The 16,524-nt window shown below is 69.2% G+C and carries 17 protein-coding genes; 11 read left to right on the top strand and 6 right to left on the bottom strand.

Annotation, left to right across the window (positions count from 1 at the left end; all coding sequences use genetic code 11):
* Positions 1 to 88: 88 nt before the first annotated feature.
* The 3 genes from NLI01S_RS17170 to NLI01S_RS17160 all read right to left on the bottom strand — a co-directional run bounded on the left by NLI01S_RS17170 (position 89) and on the right by NLI01S_RS17160 (position 2,384).
* On the bottom strand, positions 89 to 727 hold the full coding sequence (locus tag NLI01S_RS17170) for a DUF4870 domain-containing protein (RefSeq protein ID WP_067605773.1): 639 nt from the start codon (positions 725 to 727) through the stop codon (positions 89 to 91).
* A 33-nt stretch (positions 728 to 760) separates the two neighbouring features.
* On the bottom strand, positions 761 to 1,090 hold the full coding sequence (locus NLI01S_RS17165) for a DUF4870 domain-containing protein (RefSeq protein ID WP_067605776.1): 330 nt from the start codon (positions 1,088 to 1,090) through the stop codon (positions 761 to 763).
* Positions 1,091 to 1,544: 454 nt separating this feature from the next.
* The gene (locus NLI01S_RS17160; RefSeq protein WP_067605770.1) at positions 1,545 to 2,384 is read right to left on the bottom strand and encodes a DUF3097 domain-containing protein; all 840 of its coding nucleotides are present in this window, start codon (positions 2,382 to 2,384) and stop codon (positions 1,545 to 1,547) included.
* Between the two features lie 177 nt (positions 2,385 to 2,561).
* On the opposite strand from NLI01S_RS17160, the gene hrcA reads away from it, so the two are divergent.
* From hrcA to NLI01S_RS17145, 3 genes are read left to right on the top strand one after another with little or no spacing between them, the layout of a single operon-like run.
* Positions 2,562 to 3,575, top strand: a complete 1,014-nt coding sequence (gene hrcA / locus NLI01S_RS17155) for a heat-inducible transcriptional repressor HrcA (RefSeq protein WP_067605768.1) — start codon at positions 2,562 to 2,564, stop codon at positions 3,573 to 3,575.
* A 4-nt stretch (positions 3,576 to 3,579) separates the two neighbouring features.
* Positions 3,580 to 4,731: a molecular chaperone DnaJ gene (gene dnaJ, locus NLI01S_RS17150; protein WP_067605764.1), complete on the top strand. Its 1,152-nt coding sequence runs from the start codon at positions 3,580 to 3,582 to the stop codon at positions 4,729 to 4,731.
* Positions 4,728 to 5,465 carry a 16S rRNA (uracil(1498)-N(3))-methyltransferase gene (locus NLI01S_RS17145; RefSeq protein WP_067605761.1) on the top strand — a complete coding sequence of 246 codons (738 nt, stop codon included), beginning with the start codon at positions 4,728 to 4,730 and terminating at the stop codon, positions 5,463 to 5,465. Before dnaJ ends, NLI01S_RS17145 begins: the two co-directional genes overlap by 4 nt.
* 87 nt (positions 5,466 to 5,552) lie before the next feature.
* Here the strand turns inward: NLI01S_RS17145 and NLI01S_RS17140 are convergent, their stop codons facing one another.
* Complete coding sequence (locus NLI01S_RS17140) at positions 5,553 to 6,272, bottom strand: hypothetical protein (RefSeq protein WP_067605758.1); 720 nt, start codon at positions 6,270 to 6,272, stop codon at positions 5,553 to 5,555.
* Positions 6,269 to 6,799: a SigE family RNA polymerase sigma factor gene (locus NLI01S_RS17135; protein WP_067605755.1), complete on the bottom strand. Its 531-nt coding sequence runs from the start codon at positions 6,797 to 6,799 to the stop codon at positions 6,269 to 6,271. The genes NLI01S_RS17140 and NLI01S_RS17135 overlap by 4 nt, the downstream gene beginning before the upstream one ends.
* 341 nt (positions 6,800 to 7,140) lie before the next feature.
* Here NLI01S_RS17135 and NLI01S_RS17130 point away from each other — a divergent pair, with 341 nt between their 5' ends.
* The 6 genes from NLI01S_RS17130 (at position 7,141) to era (ending at position 12,144) form a co-directional block, all read left to right on the top strand.
* Complete coding sequence (locus NLI01S_RS17130; RefSeq protein WP_067605752.1) at positions 7,141 to 7,491, top strand: histidine triad nucleotide-binding protein; 351 nt, start codon at positions 7,141 to 7,143, stop codon at positions 7,489 to 7,491.
* Between the two features lie 216 nt (positions 7,492 to 7,707).
* Positions 7,708 to 8,802 carry a PhoH family protein gene (locus NLI01S_RS17125; protein WP_067605749.1) on the top strand — a complete coding sequence of 365 codons (1,095 nt, stop codon included), beginning with the start codon at positions 7,708 to 7,710 and terminating at the stop codon, positions 8,800 to 8,802.
* A 136-nt stretch (positions 8,803 to 8,938) separates the two neighbouring features.
* Entirely contained in the window at positions 8,939 to 9,436 is a 498-nt protein-coding gene (gene ybeY, locus NLI01S_RS17120) for an rRNA maturation RNase YbeY (protein WP_067605746.1), read from the top strand.
* The gene (locus NLI01S_RS17115) at positions 9,433 to 10,824 is read left to right on the top strand and encodes a hemolysin family protein (protein ID WP_067605743.1); all 1,392 of its coding nucleotides are present in this window, start codon (positions 9,433 to 9,435) and stop codon (positions 10,822 to 10,824) included. Before ybeY ends, NLI01S_RS17115 begins: the two co-directional genes overlap by 4 nt.
* Positions 10,821 to 11,165, top strand: a complete 345-nt coding sequence (locus NLI01S_RS17110) for a cytidine deaminase (RefSeq protein ID WP_067605740.1) — start codon at positions 10,821 to 10,823, stop codon at positions 11,163 to 11,165. Before NLI01S_RS17115 ends, NLI01S_RS17110 begins: the two co-directional genes overlap by 4 nt.
* A 10-nt stretch (positions 11,166 to 11,175) precedes the next feature.
* Positions 11,176 to 12,144, top strand: coding sequence for a GTPase Era (gene era, locus NLI01S_RS17105; protein WP_067605737.1), 969 nt, complete (start codon positions 11,176 to 11,178; stop codon positions 12,142 to 12,144).
* A gap of 326 nt (positions 12,145 to 12,470) precedes the next feature.
* On the opposite strand, the gene NLI01S_RS17100 is transcribed toward era, so the two are convergent.
* Complete coding sequence (locus tag NLI01S_RS17100) at positions 12,471 to 13,253, bottom strand: IclR family transcriptional regulator (protein ID WP_067605734.1); 783 nt, start codon at positions 13,251 to 13,253, stop codon at positions 12,471 to 12,473.
* A gap of 244 nt (positions 13,254 to 13,497) precedes the next feature.
* Between NLI01S_RS17100 and NLI01S_RS17095 the strand changes: the two genes are divergently transcribed.
* Positions 13,498 to 14,778 carry a DUF6986 family protein gene (locus tag NLI01S_RS17095; RefSeq protein WP_067605733.1) on the top strand — a complete coding sequence of 427 codons (1,281 nt, stop codon included), beginning with the start codon at positions 13,498 to 13,500 and terminating at the stop codon, positions 14,776 to 14,778.
* Positions 14,778 to 16,127, top strand: a complete 1,350-nt coding sequence (gene allB, locus NLI01S_RS17090; RefSeq protein ID WP_067605730.1) for an allantoinase AllB — start codon at positions 14,778 to 14,780, stop codon at positions 16,125 to 16,127. Before NLI01S_RS17095 ends, allB begins: the two co-directional genes overlap by 1 nt.
* The last annotated feature ends 397 nt before the right edge of the window (positions 16,128 to 16,524 follow it).

Genomic DNA, 16,524 nt, shown 5'->3' with positions numbered 1-16,524 from the left:
GCGACCTCACCTGAGGTCGCGCACGACCGCGGGGCCCGGACACGACGAAGGGGCCCGACCCGAGCCGAGCCCCCGTCGTCGCCGCAGACTACTTCACCCAGCTGACGTTGAACGGGTAGCGGTACCACTCGCCCTTGTTGGCCGCGATGCCGCCGAGGATGCCGAAGACGACCGCGCACACCCACACGGCCAGCTGCAGGATGGCCCCGATGAAGATGATGTACAGCACCGCCGAGATCAGGTAGCCGATCAACAGGAGGAGCTGGAAGTTCAGCGCCTGGGCGGCCTGGTCACGAACGAACGGGGACTCGTCCTTCTTGATCAGGAAGAAGATCAGTGGGCCGATGAACCAGAGCAGGATGCCGCTCAGGTGACTGAGCAGAGCCATGGTGCGCTCGTCCTGGTTGGGCTGACCGGTGGTCGCCGAGGACCCCGGCATGCCGGGGTGCGGGGCGTAGCCGCCGTACTGGCCCTGCTGAGCGTAACCACCCTGGTCGTAGCCGGGAGGCGGAGGGTAGCCGCCCTGGCCGTAACCACCTTGGTCGTAACCGGGCTGCTGCGGGCCGCTCTGGCCATAACCGGGCTGACCGGGCGGCGGAGGCGGGGGCGGGTATCCCCCGCCCTGGTCGTGCGCGGGATAGCCGCCCGAGGGCCGGCCGGGTTGGCCAGAAGGGTCGCCCTGTTGGGAGTAGGGGTCCTCCGGCGATGGGCCGTTGGGGTAGGACATGGCTCGGTTTCCTTGTCGGTGCGAGAACTGTATCTACTTGAGTAGTCGGATGCTGAACGGGTAGCGGTACCACGCCCCCTTGTTCGCGCCTGAGGCCCCTAGGACGCCGAAGACGATGGAAAGGATCCATACGAGGGCAATGAGAAGGGAACCGATCCACACCAGGTTCCCGAAGAAGATACCCAGACCAACGTACAGAACCCCCGTGAACACGTAAGGGATCAGCATCATGATCTGGAAGTTCGCGGCCTCGGCGGCGTGGTGCCGCACGAACGGCGACGTGTTGCGCTTGGCGAAGTAGATGGCCAGCGGCGGGATCCAGCCGAGGAAGGCGATCATGAAGCCGGTCAGGTGCGCCGACATCGCGACCAGGACGCCATCGTCGCCGCTCGACCGCTGGGGCTGCTGCGCGTACCCCTGTTGAACGTAGGGCTGCTGCCCGGGAACCTGCTGGGGTTGTGGGGCGAACCCCTGCCGGGGTGCCTGCGGCCGCTGGGCGTACTGCTGCACGTAGTCGGCGGGCCGCATGGGTGCGGGCGGGGCGAGACCCGGCTGTCCCTGCTGAGGCTGCTGCTGCGTGTACTGCTGCTGCGGGGCCTGCTGCGGTGGCTGCGGCCGGTACTGCTGTCCGTGGCCCGGGTCGCCCTGCTGCCGGGGCGCCTGCGGAGCCTGTGGCCGCAGCGGAGGCCGTTGCTGCCCCTGCGGCTCGCCCGGGGGCGGGGGGTTCGACGGGGTCTCGCTCATGCTCTTCCTTGGATCCGCTGTCGGGGATGCTGATCGGACGTGCCCGAATGATGGGGCCGGTGGTCCCGCAAGCCTAGTCTTGCAGGGGATGGGGGCCCGTCACGAAGTCGATGAGCTCCTCGACACGTCCCAACAGGGAGGGTTCGAGGTCGCCGTAGCCGCGCACCGAGCCCAGGATGCGGCGCCATGCCTCACCCGTCTCCATCCGCCACCCCAGGGCGTCCACGACCCCCTCCTTCCACGGGAGTCCGCGCGGCACCCGCGGCCAGGCCCGGATCCCGACCGCGCCCGGCCGGACCGCCTGCCACACGTCCACATACGGGTGTCCGACCACCAGCACGTCCTCGCCGCGCACCCGCTCGGCGATACGACTCTCCTTGGACCCCGGCACCAGGTGGTCCACCAGCACACCCAACCGGCGCCCCGGCCCGGGGGCGAACTCCGCCACCACCGCGGGCAGGTCGTCCACACCCTCCAGGAACTCCACGGCCACGCCCTCCACCCGCAGGTCGTGACCCCACACCTTCTCCACGAGCTCGGCGTCGTGCGCGCCCTCGACGTAGATACGGCTCTCCCGCGCGGTACGCGCCCGCGCGCCGGTCACCGCGATCGAACCCGAGGCGCTGCGCAACGGGCCCTTCGGCTTCGCGGTGGGGCGCACCAGCGTCACCGGTTTCCCGTCCACCAGGAACGCGGCGGGGGCCAACTCGAACACCCGCCGACCACCGTCACGGTCCTCCAGGGTCACCGTGGCCTTGTCCCAGGACACCACCGCCCCACAGAACGTCTCGTCGGCGTCCTCGACCACCAGGTCACGGTCGAGTGGGATCTCGGGCACCGTGCCCTTCTTGGGGAGTCGCCGGTCTCCGGCCAGAACGTCGCGGCCGTAACGGCCGGTTCCATTGGTAACCACGGTGCCGCAGTGTACTGGTGGCGGGCCCGGGACCCACGTGGTCGGGTGGCGCACGTCGCCGATACGACGGGAAGAAGATCGCCTCGCTCCCGTGTTACTACCGGCGGGTACCCACACGCGTTTGCGGTCGGGCATAGAATTAGCACTGAGGACCACGGAGTGCCAGGAGGTGGCGAGTTGCTGGATGAGCGCAAGCTCGCGGTCCTGCGTGCCGTCGTCGAGGATTTCGTCAACACCAACGAACCCGTCGGTTCCAGGTCGTTGGCCGACCGACACCCGCTCGGCGTCTCCCCGGCGACCATCCGCAACGACATGGTCGCGCTGGAGGAGGACGGGTACATAGCCCAGCCGCACACCAGCGCGGGGCGAGTGCCCACGGACAAGGGATATCGCCTGTTCGTGGACCGGCTCTCATCGGTCAAGCCGCTCTCGGCCGCCGAACGCCGCGCCATCGAGTCCTTCCTCGGCGGTGCCGTGGACCTCGACGAGATCGTCGCCCGCACGGTGCGGTTGCTCGCGCAGCTCACCCGCCAGGTCGCGATCGTCCAGTACCCGTCGCTGACCCGCTCGTCGGTGCAGCACGTGGAACTCGTACCCTTGGGCGGCCAACGCATCATGATGGTCGTCATCACCAACACCGGACGGGTCGAACAGCGCGTCATCGATGGCTTGGGCGTCGTCGACGAGAAGGTGGTCGACGATCTGCGCAACATGCTCAACCGCGCCATATCCGGGAAGCACCTCGGTGACGTCCCGGACGCGGTGGACGACCTCCCCGCGCAGGTCGCTCCGGAGGACCGGCCCGTAGCGGTCGCCGTCCTCTCGGTCCTGCTGGAGAGCCTCGTCGAACGACACGAGGAGAAGATCGTACTGGCGGGAACCGCCAACCTCGCCGCGGTCGACTTCGCGGCGAGTCTGCGGGACGTGCTCGAAGCACTGGAAGAGAACATGGTCCTCATCCGTTTGCTGGGTGAGGCGAAGGACCCCTCGATGCTCACGGTGCGCATCGGCGCCGAGAACTTCCACGAGGGCCTTCGATCCACCTCCATCGTGTCGGCCGACTACGGTGTGGGAAACCAGTCGCTGGCCAAGATCGGTGTGGTGGGACCCACCCGGATGGACTACCCGGGGACGATGGGCGCCGTCCGTGCGGTGGCTCGGTATGTCGGACAGATTTTGGCAGGACAGTAACTCAGTGGCCAGAGACTATTACCAGGTTCTCGGGGTGCGTCGCGACGCGTCCAAGGACGAGATCAAAAAGGCGTACAGGCGGCTCGCGCGCGAGCTGCATCCGGATGTCAACCCCGACCCGGCGACCCAGGATCGCTTCAAAGAGGTGACCCAGGCCTACGAGGTCCTCTCCGACGAGAACAAGCGTCGGATGTTCGACATGGGTCACGACCCCTTCGCCCCGGGTGGCGGAGGCGGTGGCGGCGCCGGCGGTTTCGGTGGCGCGGGCGGCTTCGCCTTCGACGACATAATGAACGCCTTCTTCGGTGGAGGCCAGCCCGGTGGGCGGGGCCCGCGCGAGCGGGTCCGGCGCGGACGCAGCATCAAGATCCGCATCGAGCTGGACCTGGTCGAGACCGCGTTCGGCGTCAGCAAGGAGATCACCTTCCCCACCGCCATCCTGTGCGACACCTGCCAGGGTGAGGGGACGGCGGCCGGTTCACAGCGAACCACCTGCGACATGTGCCATGGCCAGGGTGAGGTATCCCAGGTCACGCGCTCCTTCCTGGGCCAGGTCATGACCTCGCGCCCCTGCCCGCAGTGCTCGGGCCAGGGTTCGGTCATCACCAACCCCTGCGGCGACTGCGCCGGAGAGGGGCGGGTCCGCGAGAAGGTCACCCGCACCGTCAAGATCCCCGCCGGTGTCGACGACGGCACCCGCATCCAGCTCGCGGGAGAGGGCGAGGTCGGCCCCAACGGCGGGCCGCGCGGCGACATCATCCTGGAGATCGTCCAGAAGTCGCACCCGACCTTCGAGCGTCACGGTGACGACCTGCACTGCACCATCGCCGTGCCGATGACCGCGGCCGCGCTGGGCGCCTCCTTCGCCTTCGACACCCTCGACGGCACCGAGAACATCGACCTGCGCCCGGGCACCAACTCCGGACACGTCATCACCCTTCCCGGCAAGGGCGTCAGCCACCTCGACGGTGGTGGACGGGGCGACCTGCGCATCCGGGTGGACGTGGAGACGCCGAGCAAGCTCGACGAGGAGCAGGAGGCCCTGCTGCGCAAGTTCGCCGAACTACGCGGGGAGGACCAGAATCCGGGCCGGTTCAGCCCCGGCCACGGCGGCTTCTTCTCCAAGATCCGCGACGCCTTCGGCGCAGGCAAGTGACCCCACCGGTCTTCCTGGTCGACACCGCGGCACTGACCGCCGACCGGATTCGGCTCGATGGGCCCGAGGGGCGGCACGCCGCCGCGGTCCGACGCGTCCGTGAGGGCGAGACCGTCGATCTCTCCGACGGTCTCGGCCTGCGGGCGCGGTGTGAGGTGGTGGAGGTCGTCGGCAAGGAGGCCCTCCTGTGCCGGGTTCTCGAACGCCTCGACGAACCCGGGCCGCGTCCCCGCCTGACGGTGCTCCAGGCCCTGCCCAAGCGGGACCGGGGGGAGCTCGCGGTGGAGACGATGACCGAGGTCGGGGTCGACACCATCGTCCCTTGGGCCGCGGAACGGTGCGTCACCCAGTGGAAGGGCGACCGGGGCGCCAAAGCCCTCGCCAAGTGGCGGGCCGTGGCACGGGAGGCCGGCAAGCAGGCCCGCAGGGCGCGCCTGCCCGAGGTCGCCGAACCCGTCGACCGCAAGGGCGCGGCGGCGCTGCTGGCCGAGGCCGACCTGGCGGTGGTCCTGCACGAGGACGCGACCGAACGGCTGTCCCGACTGCCGTTGCCGGACCCCGTCACCGAGGTCGTACTGGTGGTGGGGCCCGAGGGAGGGATGTCCGAAGCGGAGCTCGCCGCGTTCGACGAGGCGGGCGCCGTCCGGGCGCTGCTGGGCGATTCGGTCCTGCGCACCTCCACGGCGGGAGTGGCGGCACTGTCGCTGCTCCAGGCGCGAACAGGGCGCTGGTAGAACGAGAAGAGGGGGTCCCGCGCCCGGCGCGGGACCCCCTCTTCTCGTTCTCGGCCTCATACCACCGGAGTCCTCACGCCACCGGGGTCACTGGGCGCTGGGAAGTTCCTCCTCGGTACCGCTGCCGCCGTTGTTCCCGCTTCCGTTACCGGGGGTGCCGCCACCGGGGGACTCGTCGTCCTCGGGGTCGTCCTCCGGGTCGGTGCCGGGGGCGGTGCCGGGACCGGTCGGTTCCTCGGTCGGCTCCTGCTCCGGGTCGCACTCGGGATCGGCCGAAGCCGCGTTCCGCTCTTCCTCGTCCCGCTCGGAGTCGGTCGCCGTGGGCGTGCCCTCGTCCTTGGGCGGGCAGGAGGAGGTGGACTCCAGGCCCTCTTCCTCCGTGTCCTCCTCGCCCTCGGGGGAAGGGGAGGCCTTGGAACCCTCTTCGGGCTTCTCGGTGGGGTGGCTGGTCCCGGTCGCGGAGTCGCTCGCGGTGGACGAAGCGGACGTGTCACCGTCCCGATCCCCACCGGCGGCGGGCGAAGTGTCCTCGCGGTCCGCTCCGGCGGGCACGATCTCCATCACCTGGTCGCGCACCTGGGGGTTCGACATGATCACCGAACCGGCGATGAGCACGGCCCCCGCCACCGCGGCGACGGGGCGTAGCCAGGGCAGACCGAACCAGAGCGCGCCACGGCGACGTTCGGTGCGCTCACGGATCAGATTGAGTCCCTCGGCCGACGGTGTGAATTCGTCGGCCGAGGCGCGCAGGGCCTGCCGGAGTCGGTCCTCGAACTCCATCTTGTTCGGATCGTTGGGGCTGCTCATGAGGTGTGCTCCAGTGCAGAGCGGAGCGCGGCGACACCACGGGAGGTGTGGCTCTTGACCGCGCCTCGGCTGATGCCCATGGCATCGGCGATCTGTGCTTCGGACAGGTCACCGTAGTACCGGAGCACGATGGCCTCTCGCTGGCGGGTGGGAAGTTTACGCAGGGCGCGGATCACGGCCTCGCGTTCCAACAGGTTCATGGCCCCGTGCTCGGCGCTGGGGGCGTCCGGCAGGGCCTTGGGGGCGTGCTTCTCGACCACGGCGCGGTGACGTAGGACGGACCTGGCCTTGTTCACCACCGCTTGACGCAGGTAGGAGAGGGCCTTGTTGGGGTCCCGCAGGCGGCGCCAGGCTCCGTGCATGGCCACGAAGGCGTCCTGGACGACCTCCTCGGCGGTCGCGTGGTCCCGGACGAGAAGGGTGGCGAGTCGAACGAGTGGACGGTAGTGCTCTCGATAGAGCTCCGTCACGGCGTGGTCCGCGTCCCACTCGACCGAGAGCGGCGCGGTGCCGGCCCCGGCAACCATGGTTTCTGTCGTCACGTCTGTTCGACGCACACCCTTGTCGCGGGGTTTACGAAAGGGCATACCTCTTCTTTTCCAGGTAGTCGTGCGATCCCGTCCGAACGCGTCGGATCCGGCCGAAGGGCAGGTGGAATGGACACTTCGACGCGCATGGAATCCAAGCCTATCGTGCCGTATCCCACTTCCGTGGGGCGAGCCGGGATCGGAACGGTCCCGGAAAGGTTGAGGGTTCATCTCTTCCATGTGTCCCCTGCGACCTACGGGCCACTGCGGCATCATGGTCCACGGACGAACCGGGTACGGGCCCCGCCGCACGGCGCGGGTCCCATGATGGAAGGTGTGCGATGGCCGACCCCGACTGCCTTTTCTGCAAGATCGTCGAGGGGGAGGTGCCGGCGGAGATCGTCCGCGAGGGAGAGCGGACGGTGGCCTTCCGTGACATCAACCCCCAAGCGCCCACCCACGTCCTGGTGATCCCGCGCGAGCACCACCCCGACGCGGCCTCCGCGGCCGCCCGCGACACCGGCCTGCTGGACGCCCTGGTCCGGGACGCCCACGAGGTGGCCGTGGCCGAGGGCATCGACGAGACGGGCTACCGGCTCGTCTTCAACACCGGTGCGGGTGCCGGGCAGACCGTGTTCCACCTCCACGCGCACGTCCTGGGAGGTCGTGGCCTGAACTGGCCCCCCGGATAAGCGGCCGGAAGTGCCGGTGGGGCGTGAACAAACTCCTCGAGTCCGCCCGATCCGCCTTGGTAGACTCGAACCCAGGGCCCCACCGACCACTTCGGGCGTACCGAACCCCCGTGGTGAGCCGGAACGGCGCCGTCGACCGCGGTGCCTGGCCCGGGACCCGGCCCCGACGAGGGGTCTGTGACCGAAGGGTAGGGACAGCGGCCGTAAGGCCACACCATGGCCGATTCAACTCACACGAACCCGGACACCGGCAGCCAGGTCAAGGTCGTGGTGCCGGACGAACACACGATGATCAGTCTGCTCGGTTCGGGTGACGAACTGCTCCGAGTGCTGGAGCGCTCCTTCGACAGTGACATCCACGTTCGCGGCAACGAGTTCACGATCAAGGGAGACCCCGAGGAGACGGCCGTCGTGGTCCGCCTCGTGGAAGAGCTCATCGAACTCGCCAAGAGCGGCACGCACGTCACCCCGGACACCATCGAGCGCATGATCCACATGCTGAGCGCCCCGGGCAACGAACGCCCCGCGGACGTGCTCACCACCAACATCCTGTCCAACCGGGGCAAGACCATCCGACCGAAGACCCTGAACCAGAAGCGCTACGTCGACACCATCGACCAGCGCACCGTGGTCTTCGGCATCGGCCCGGCGGGTACCGGCAAGACGTACCTGGCGATGGCCAAGGCGGTCAAGGCCCTGCAGGACAAGGAGGTCAACCGGATCATCCTCACCCGCCCCGCGGTCGAGGCCGGTGAACGCCTGGGCTTCCTGCCCGGCACCCTCTACGACAAGATCGACCCCTACCTGCGTCCGCTCTACGACGCCCTGCACGACATGCTCGACCCGGACTCCATCCCCAAGCTGATGGCCGCCGGCACCATCGAGGTCGCCCCCCTGGCGTACATGCGTGGCAGAAGCCTTAACGACTCCTTCATCATCTTGGACGAGGCGCAGAACACCTCGCCGGAACAGATGAAGATGTTCCTGACGCGGTTGGGGTTCGGGTCCAAGATCGTGGTCACCGGTGACGTCACCCAGGTGGACCTGCCCGGTGGTCAGGTCAGCGGACTGCGCACCATCGAGAACATCCTGCGTGATATCGACGACATCGCCTTTTGCCGGCTGACCAGTGAGGACGTCGTCAGGCACAGGCTCGTGGGGCAGATCGTCGACGCCTATGGCCGCTACGACGCCGCTCAGAGCCGGCGCGGCGGCGACGCGGGTGGGTCGCGGCCGCGGCGCGGGCGCCGACCCGCGGGCCACGCCCGAGGAGAGGACGTCTCCGGGGACGACCCGGAACGGGCAGACTGAGGAAGAGTACGCAACGACACCGGCCGGTGGGCCCGCCGAGCGCGCGGGCCCACCGCTGTCGGATACGGCGTTCTCGCGAGAACGCCCGGCGGCCGCACCGCCGACCACCATCGATCAAGTGAGGCACCCGCAACCGATGAGTATCGACGTCGCCAACGAGTCCGGCGTCTCCGGCATGGACGAGGCGAGGCTCTCCCGACTCGCCCGGCACGTGCTCGACGCCATGCGCGTCCACCCGCTGGCCGAGCTCTCCGTCGTGCTGGTGGACGAAGGACCGATGACCGACCTGCACGTGCGCTGGATGGACGAGCCCGGACCCACGGACGTGCTCTCCTTCCCCATGGACGAACTCCGTCCCGGTGGGCCCGGCCGCACCAGCGACCCCGGCGTGCTCGGTGACGTGATCATCTGTCCTCAGGTCGCCGAACGCCAGGGCGAGGAAGCCGGACACGGCACCGAGGCCGAGATCGACCTGCTGTGCACCCATGGCATCCTGCACCTGCTCGGCTACGACCACGCCGAGCCCGACGAGCACAAGGAGATGTTCGGGCTCCAAGGTGAGATCCTGGCCTCCTGGCGCGAACGTGAGGACGCGCGAAAGGAAGAGCTCGAAGGGGACGAGACCGCACGATGAGCGCGCTTTGGCCCGACCTTGCACCGGTGAGCACCGGGGAGCCCTGGGAATGGGCGCTGGCACTGGTCGTCGCACTGGCACTGATAGCGCTGGCAGGACTCCTCGTGGCCGCCGAGGTCGCCGTCACACGGGTGGTGGCGGTCGGTCTGGAGGCGACCTACGGCGAGCGGGCCGTCAAGGCGAGCCCCGCCTGGGAACGGGTGGCCGCGGACCCCACCGCGCACCTCAACATGCTGCTGTTCCTGCGCGTGGTGTGCGAGGTGTGCGCCGTTCTGGCCGCCGGGATCGGCATGGTGTTCCTGCTGGGCATCGGCTGGCCCGCGATCATCCTGACCGCCGTCGTGATGATCGTGGTGGAGTGCGTCCTGATCGCGGTCACCCCGCGCATCCTCGGCCGGCAGTTCGCCGGACCCGTCGCCAGGTTCAGCGCCGCGATCATCCACCCGGTGCAGGTCGTGTTGGGCCCTTTGGCCCGACTGCTGGTGGGGGCGGGCCGGGCGCTCACCCCGCGCGGCAAGGGCGACCGAGAGGGTCCCTTCAGCACCGAGATCGAACTGCGGCAGCTGGTGGACCTGGCCGAACGGGGTGAGGTCATCGACGCCGAGGAACGGCAGATGATCCACTCCGTGTTCAAGCTCGACGACACCTCCGTGCGCGAGGTGATGGTGCCCCGGCCCGACATCGTCTTCACCGCGCGCGAGGCCGACGCCGACGCGGTGCTCACCCTCGCTCTGGGAAGTGGCTACTCGCGTATCCCGGTCACGGGTGAGGACGAGGACGACGTCGTCGGCATCCTCTACCTCAAGGACCTGGTGGAGCGGCTGCGCGACCGTTGGGCGGCCGCCGCCGGCGGCGCCGACGACGTGCCGCTGACCGCGGGCGACGTGATGCGGCAGGCCACCTACGTCCCCGACACCAAGCCGATCGACGAGTTGCTGCGCGAGATGCAGAAGCAGCGCAACCACGTGGCCGTGGCCATCGACGAGTACGGCGGGACCGCCGGGTTGGTCACCATCGAGGACATCGTGGAGGAGATCGTCGGGGAGATCACCGACGAGTACGACCACGAGATCCCGCCGGTGGAGCGACTGGACGAATCCCGGGTTCGGGTGACCGCCCGCCTTCCGCTGGGCGAGCTCGCCGAACTCTTCCCCGAACTCGACCTCGAGGTGTCGGACGTGGAGACCGTGGGCGGACTCGTCGCGTTCGTGCTGGGCCGGGTCCCCGCCGGAGGGGCGCAGGCCGAATACGCTGGACTCAGGCTCACGCTGGAGGGCAAGAGCAGCCGCCGCAACCGGATGACGACCATCCTGGTGGAGCGGCTGCCGGAGGAGGACTCCGGCCCCGAGGCGGGCAAGGAAGAGAACGTAAGGAGCACGGACCAGTGACGGACACGACGGGGCTCGACCCCGAGGACACCAAGCTCATCACGCTCGCGCGCGCCTCCCGGGCACGCAACGCGACCGCTGAGGGCGCCGCGGTGCGCGATGAGACCGGCCGCACGTACGTGGCCACGACGGTGTCGTTGAGCTCGTTGCGCCTGTCCGCGCTCCAGGCCGCCGTGGCCGCGGCGGCCTCCAGCGAGGCCTCCGCCTTGGAGGCCGCGGTGGTCGTCACCGAGGCCAAGGAGCTGACCGAGGACGACCGCGCTGTGGCGGACGACCTGAAGACCCAGGTGTTGGTGATCGCGGCCCCCGACGGGGTGCCCGCGAGCATCACCCGGCGCTGAGAAGGACCCGATGAACGATCTCGACCTCGAGAAGCTCCGCGTTCCACTGGAACCGCTCTCCTACCCGGAGGGTTTCCGCAGCGGTTTCGCGTGCTTCGTGGGCCGACCCAACGTCGGCAAGTCCACCCTGATGAACGCGCTGGTCGGGCAGAAGGTGGCGATCACCAGCAACCGTCCCCAGACCACGCGGCGGACGGTGCGCGGGATCGTGCACCGCCCTGAAGCGCAGCTGATCATCGTGGACACCCCCGGACTGCACAAACCCCGCACCCTGTTGGGGGAGCGGTTGGACTCCCTGGTGCGGTCCACGCTGGTCGAGGTGGACGTGATCGTGTTCTGCCTGCCGGCCAACGAACCGATCGGCCGTGGCGACACCTACATCGCCAAGGAGCTGGCCGCCCAGCGTGACACCCCCGTGGTGGCGATGGTGACCAAGGCCGACCTGGTCGACAAGAGCGCGCTCGGCGAACACCTGATGGCAGTGAACGAGCTGGGCGACTGGGCCGACATCGTGCCGGTGTCCGGACAGAGTGGTTTCCAACTCGAGACCGCCGCCGAGGTGCTCTGCTCGCACCTGCCGGAGGGGCCGCCGCTGTACCCCGACGGCGACCTCACCGACGAGCCCGACGAGATGCTCGTGGCCGAGCTGGTGCGCGAGGCCGCCCTGGAGGGTGTGCGCGACGAGTTGCCGCACTCCATCGCGGTGGTCGTGGACGAGATGTTCGAGCGAGAGAACACCAAGCCCGGCAAGGAACTGGTGGACATCTACGCGTCCTTGTACGTGGAGCGCTCCAGCCAGAAGGCGATCGTGATCGGCTCCAAGGGTTCGCGGCTGCGGGACGTGGGTTCTCGGGCCCGTAAGCAGATCGAGGGTCTGCTGGGGCAGCGGGTCTTCCTGGATCTGCGGGTGCGTGTGGCCAAGGACTGGCAGCGTGACCCCAAGCAGCTGCGCAAGCTGGGATTCGACCAACAGTCTTAGTTCTTTTGCTCTTCCGCTAGCGCTTCAGGGCGTGTTCGGGGTCTTTGCAGAGGGATTCGGGTTTCAAGCAACACGGCATCGTCGTCCACGCCCGCCCGTCACCCACCACCGACCCAACGGAGCGCTGACGCGCACAGGCGCGAATCAAGCTCGTTCCTCGCTCGCGGCTCGACTCCTCTCGCACGGTGTTGAAACAAACCCAGCCTCTCCGGACCCGAACGCATCATCCCCGTGGGGCGGGTGCGGCGCACGAACGAACGACTCCTTGTGCCATGACGAGGGGCCCTGACCAGTTCAATCGGTCAGGGCCCCTCGTCATGGGCACCTCAGGACTGGTTGTTGAGGTCGGTGGCCAGGAGGGTGGCCGCGCTTCGCACGATGGGTGCGGCCCGGTCGACGAACTTCCAGCTCACACGGGCTTCGGGGCCGGAGATGGAGACGGCCATGCCCGAGGGGGCGCCCTTGACGGGGACGGCCACGCAGCGCACACCGACCTCCTGTTCGCCGTCGTCGATGGCGTATCCGGCCTCGCGGATGCGGTGGAGTTCGGTCAGGAAGGCGTCCGGGTCGGTGATGGTGCGCTCGGTGGCGGCGGGCATGCCGGTACGCCGTACGGTGGCCAGCGCCTCCTCGTCGCTCAGCTGGGACAGCAGGGCCTTGCCCACACCCGCCGAGTGCGGCAGGACGCGCCGGCCCACCTCGGTGAACATGCGCATCGCGTGCGGTGAGGGGGCCTGCGCCACGTAGATGACCTTGTCACCGTCGAGCATGGCGAGGTTGGCGGTCTCACCGAGGTCATCGACGAGCTGGGCGAGGTGGGGGTGGGCCCACGTGCCGAGCATCTGGGCGGCCTTGTCACCGAGCCCGATCAGGCGCGGGCCCAGGGCGTATCGGCGGGACGGGAGTTGGCGGACGTAGCCGTTGCCGACCAACGTGCGGATGATGCGGTGGATGGTGGGCAGAGGGAGCCCGGAAGAGTCGGCGAGTTGACTCAGTGAGGCCTCGCCACCCGCCTCGGCCATGATCTCCAACAGGGAGAAGGCACGGTCGAGGGACTGTACGCCACCGGGGCGACGGGCCGTCTCCGCGGCGGGACGGGGTTGGTCCATAGGGGGGGTCTGTGAGGCTGACAAGGGTCGTGCTCCCATGCTGAGGGCCGCTACGGTCACGCCTTCATTCTGCAATACGAAAGGTGTCTTTCGCTCTCCGTCGCGCGAGGAAGCGCTCGATGATGGTTTTTCGCCGCCCCAGAGCTCTTGTTCTTCCGAATAGCAAAAGTTAGTATCCGCATGTAGAAAACTTGCCCGGTCTTCGAGTGGAGGCCGGTGACGCAGACGGAGGAGGACACCCCACGTGGCGAGTGACACCCCACCTGGCCTGAGCGGCCTGGCCACCGAACTCGACACCCGGCTCGCCGAGGCCGACGCCCGGCTGGACCGTGAGTACCCGGGCGATCAGGGCGGCCGCCAGCCGATCCACAGCGTCTACGTCCCCGCCGACAAGGTCGGGGCCGGTCTCGCCGCCGACTGGGGCGCCAAGGCCTTGGCCGCGCTCGACGAGTTCGCACCCAAAGCCGCCGACCTGGCAGCGGCCACCGGCATCGGTGAGGCCGCCGTCGCCGACGCCCTGCCCCTGGTCCGCGGCAAACTCGCCCGTGAACCCATCGAGGACCTGCGCGCCGACTTCGAGGACGGCTACGGCGACCCCGGTGACGAGGCCGAGGACCGGGACGTGCTCAAGGTGGCCCGTGCCTTCGCGTCGGATCTGGCGAAGGGGGAGGCCACGCCCTACTTCGGCATCCGTATGAAGGGAATGGAGGCCGCCGGTCGACACCGCGGGGTGCGCACCCTGGGGATGTTCCTGGGCACCCTCCTGGAGGAACACGGATCCCTGCCAGAAAACCTCGTGCTCACTCTGCCAAAGATCACCTCGGTGGAGCAGGTCGAGGCCATGGTCTGGCTGAGCGAACGCCTGGAGAGGAACCTCGACCTGGCACAGGGACGGATTCGCTTCGAACTACAGATCGAGACCCCCCAGTCGATCCTGCTGCCCGACGGCACCGTCGCGGTCTCCCGGATGATCCAGGCCGGACAGGGCCGCGTCACCGCCCTGCACTACGGCACCTACGACTACAGCGCGGCCTGCGGGATCACCGCCGCGCACCAGAGCCTGGCCCACCCCGTGGCCGACCACGCCAAGTCCGTCATGCAGGTGGCCGCCGCCGGCACCGGCGTGTGGCTCTCCGACGGAGGCAGCAACATCATGCCCGCCGGTACCCCCGAGGAGGTCCACTCCGCGTGGCGCCTGCACGCCGGGCTGGTGCGGCGTTCGCTGGAGCGCGGCTTCTACCAGGGCTGGGACCTGCACCCCAACCAGCTGCCCATCCGCTACCTGGCCAACTACGCCTTCTACCGCGAGGCCTTCGCCCCCGCAGCGGCGCGCTTGCAGGCCTACCTCGGTCACGCCGCCGGTAACGTCGTGGACGAACCGGCCACCGCCCAGGCCCTGGCCTCCGTCCTGGCCCGTGGCCTGCGGTGCGGTGCCCTGGAGGAGACCGAGGTCGTCGACGCCTGCGGTACCGACGCCGCCGGCATCGAGGCCCTCGCCACCCGCCGGGTCGGACAGGAACAGTGATGAGCGAACACGAACTCGTGGTGCGGGCCGCCCGCGCCCTCACTCCCGAAGGGGAGCGACCCGTCACAGTGGTGGTGGACGACGGGCGCATCACCGACGTCCTCTCCGGGACCGACCACGCCGTCGGCTCCCGCCGTGAGCTGCGGACGGCCGACGACGAGGTCCTGCTGCCCGGGCTGGTCGACAGTCACGTGCACGTCAACGAGCCAGGGCGTACCGAGTGGGAGGGGTTCGCCAGCGCGACCCGCGCCGCCGCCCTGGGCGGGGTGACCACCATCGTGGACATGCCGCTCAACAGCGTGCCGCCCACGACCACCACCGCCGGCCTCAAGGCGAAGAAGGCGGCGGCGGAGGGCAAACTCGCCGTCGACGTGGGGTTCTGGGGCGGTGCCGTTCCCGAGAACACCGGACCCGACACCACCGGCGCCCTCGCCGACCTGTGGGCGGAGGGGGTGTTCGGATTCAAGTCGTTCCTGTCTCCCTCCGGTGTGGACGAGTTCGGGCACCTGGACCCCGAACACCTGGACACGGCGGCCACCGCCATCCACGCCTTCGGTGGTCGGCTGATCGTGCACGCCGAGGACCCCACGGTGCTGGACTCGGCGCCCGCCGCGTCCGGGCGCGAGTACGCGGACTTCCTGGCCTCGCGTCCCGACGAGGCCGAGCACACGGCGATCGCCCGGGTCATCGACACCGCTCGCCGCACCGGGGTACGGGCGCACGTGCTGCACCTGTCCAGCGCCTCCGCGCTGCCACTGATCGCCCAGGCCAAGCGGGAGGGCGTACCGCTCACCGTGGAGAGCTGCCCGCACTACCTGACCCTGGCCGCGGAAGAGATCCCGGCGGGGGACACCAGCTACAAGTGCTGCCCGCCGATCCGGGACTCGGCCAACCGCGACCTGCTCTGGCGGGCCCTACGGGACGGGTTGATCGACTGTGTGGTCAGCGACCACTCGCCCAGCACAGCGGATCTGAAGGAGCTGGAGACCGGCGACTTCGGTACCGCCTGGGGTGGTGTCTCGGGGCTCCAACTGGGGCTATCGGCGATGTGGACCGAGGCGGCCGGCCGAGGGGTACCCCTGGCCGAGGTCGTGCGGTGGATGTCGGAGGGGCCCGCGCGAGTCGCCGGGGTTCGGGGCAAGGGCGCCATCGAGGTGGGCGCTCAGGCAGACCTGGCCGTGTTCGCCCCGGAGGAGTCCTTCCGGGTGTCCGTGGGTGAGCTGGCCCACCGCAACCCGGTCAGTGCCTACGACGGCGCCGAACTCAAGGGCCGCGTGCGCCGCACGTTGCTGCGCGGCGTCGAGGTCACCGCGGACAGCGTGAACGGGCGGATGATCACCCGAGACTAGCTTTCGCCCTGGCGTTTTCCGGCGAACCCGACACGTAGGCCCACCGAGGGTCCACGTGTCGGGTTCGTCCGTTCAGGGGTCCTTCGTTGCGCACAGAGCGCCGCCGTGCAGCGTGGACAGGGTCCTCACGGCCGCCCGCGATACTCGTGTGTCCAGCGACTCGTGCAGCCTGGTGGTGTCTGTCGGCCACCGCCGCGAGCTCCAGCCTGGACAGCACATGTTGCAGGGCGGGCCGTCGCCGCGTCTCCAGCCGGAGTTCGAGGACCGCCAGGTAGCGGTCGCGCAGCACGGTCGCCGTACCCTGGATGAGTGATCCCAAGGGGTGGGCGATCCCCAGGGGTGGGCGATCCCCAGGGGTGGTGGGGCGCCTGGGGGTCGTGGTCCTGCTGGTTGTGGG

It is taken from the genome of Nocardiopsis listeri NBRC 13360, from assembly GCF_001570765.1.
Classification (GTDB): domain Bacteria; phylum Actinomycetota; class Actinomycetes; order Streptosporangiales; family Streptosporangiaceae; genus Nocardiopsis; species Nocardiopsis listeri.
The sequence above is the reverse complement of the archived record's forward strand: the minus strand, read 5'-3'. Positions and strand labels throughout refer to the sequence as shown.

What these genes read in the sequence shown, in the direction of transcription:
- NLI01S_RS17170 (WP_067605773.1), bottom strand. Translation starts at nt 727, where the DNA reads ATGTCCTACCCCAACGGCCCATCGCCGGAGGACCCCTACTCCCAACAG.
- NLI01S_RS17165 (WP_067605776.1), bottom strand. Translation starts at nt 1,090, where the DNA reads ATGTCGGCGCACCTGACCGGCTTCATGATCGCCTTCCTCGGCTGGATC.
- NLI01S_RS17140 (WP_067605758.1), bottom strand. Translation starts at nt 6,272, where the DNA reads ATGAGCAGCCCCAACGATCCGAACAAGATGGAGTTCGAGGACCGACTC.
- NLI01S_RS17135 (WP_067605755.1), bottom strand. Translation starts at nt 6,799, where the DNA reads ATGGTTGCCGGGGCCGGCACCGCGCCGCTCTCGGTCGAGTGGGACGCG.
- NLI01S_RS17130 (WP_067605752.1), top strand. Translation starts at nt 7,141, where the DNA reads ATGGCCGACCCCGACTGCCTTTTCTGCAAGATCGTCGAGGGGGAGGTG.
- NLI01S_RS17125 (WP_067605749.1), top strand. Translation starts at nt 7,708, where the DNA reads ATGGCCGATTCAACTCACACGAACCCGGACACCGGCAGCCAGGTCAAG.
- ybeY (WP_067605746.1), top strand. Translation starts at nt 8,939, where the DNA reads ATGAGTATCGACGTCGCCAACGAGTCCGGCGTCTCCGGCATGGACGAG.
- NLI01S_RS17115 (WP_067605743.1), top strand. Translation starts at nt 9,433, where the DNA reads ATGAGCGCGCTTTGGCCCGACCTTGCACCGGTGAGCACCGGGGAGCCC.
- era (WP_067605737.1), top strand. Translation starts at nt 11,176, where the DNA reads ATGAACGATCTCGACCTCGAGAAGCTCCGCGTTCCACTGGAACCGCTC.
- NLI01S_RS17100 (WP_067605734.1), bottom strand. Translation starts at nt 13,253, where the DNA reads ATGGACCAACCCCGTCCCGCCGCGGAGACGGCCCGTCGCCCCGGTGGC.
- allB (WP_067605730.1), top strand. Translation starts at nt 14,778, where the DNA reads ATGAGCGAACACGAACTCGTGGTGCGGGCCGCCCGCGCCCTCACTCCC.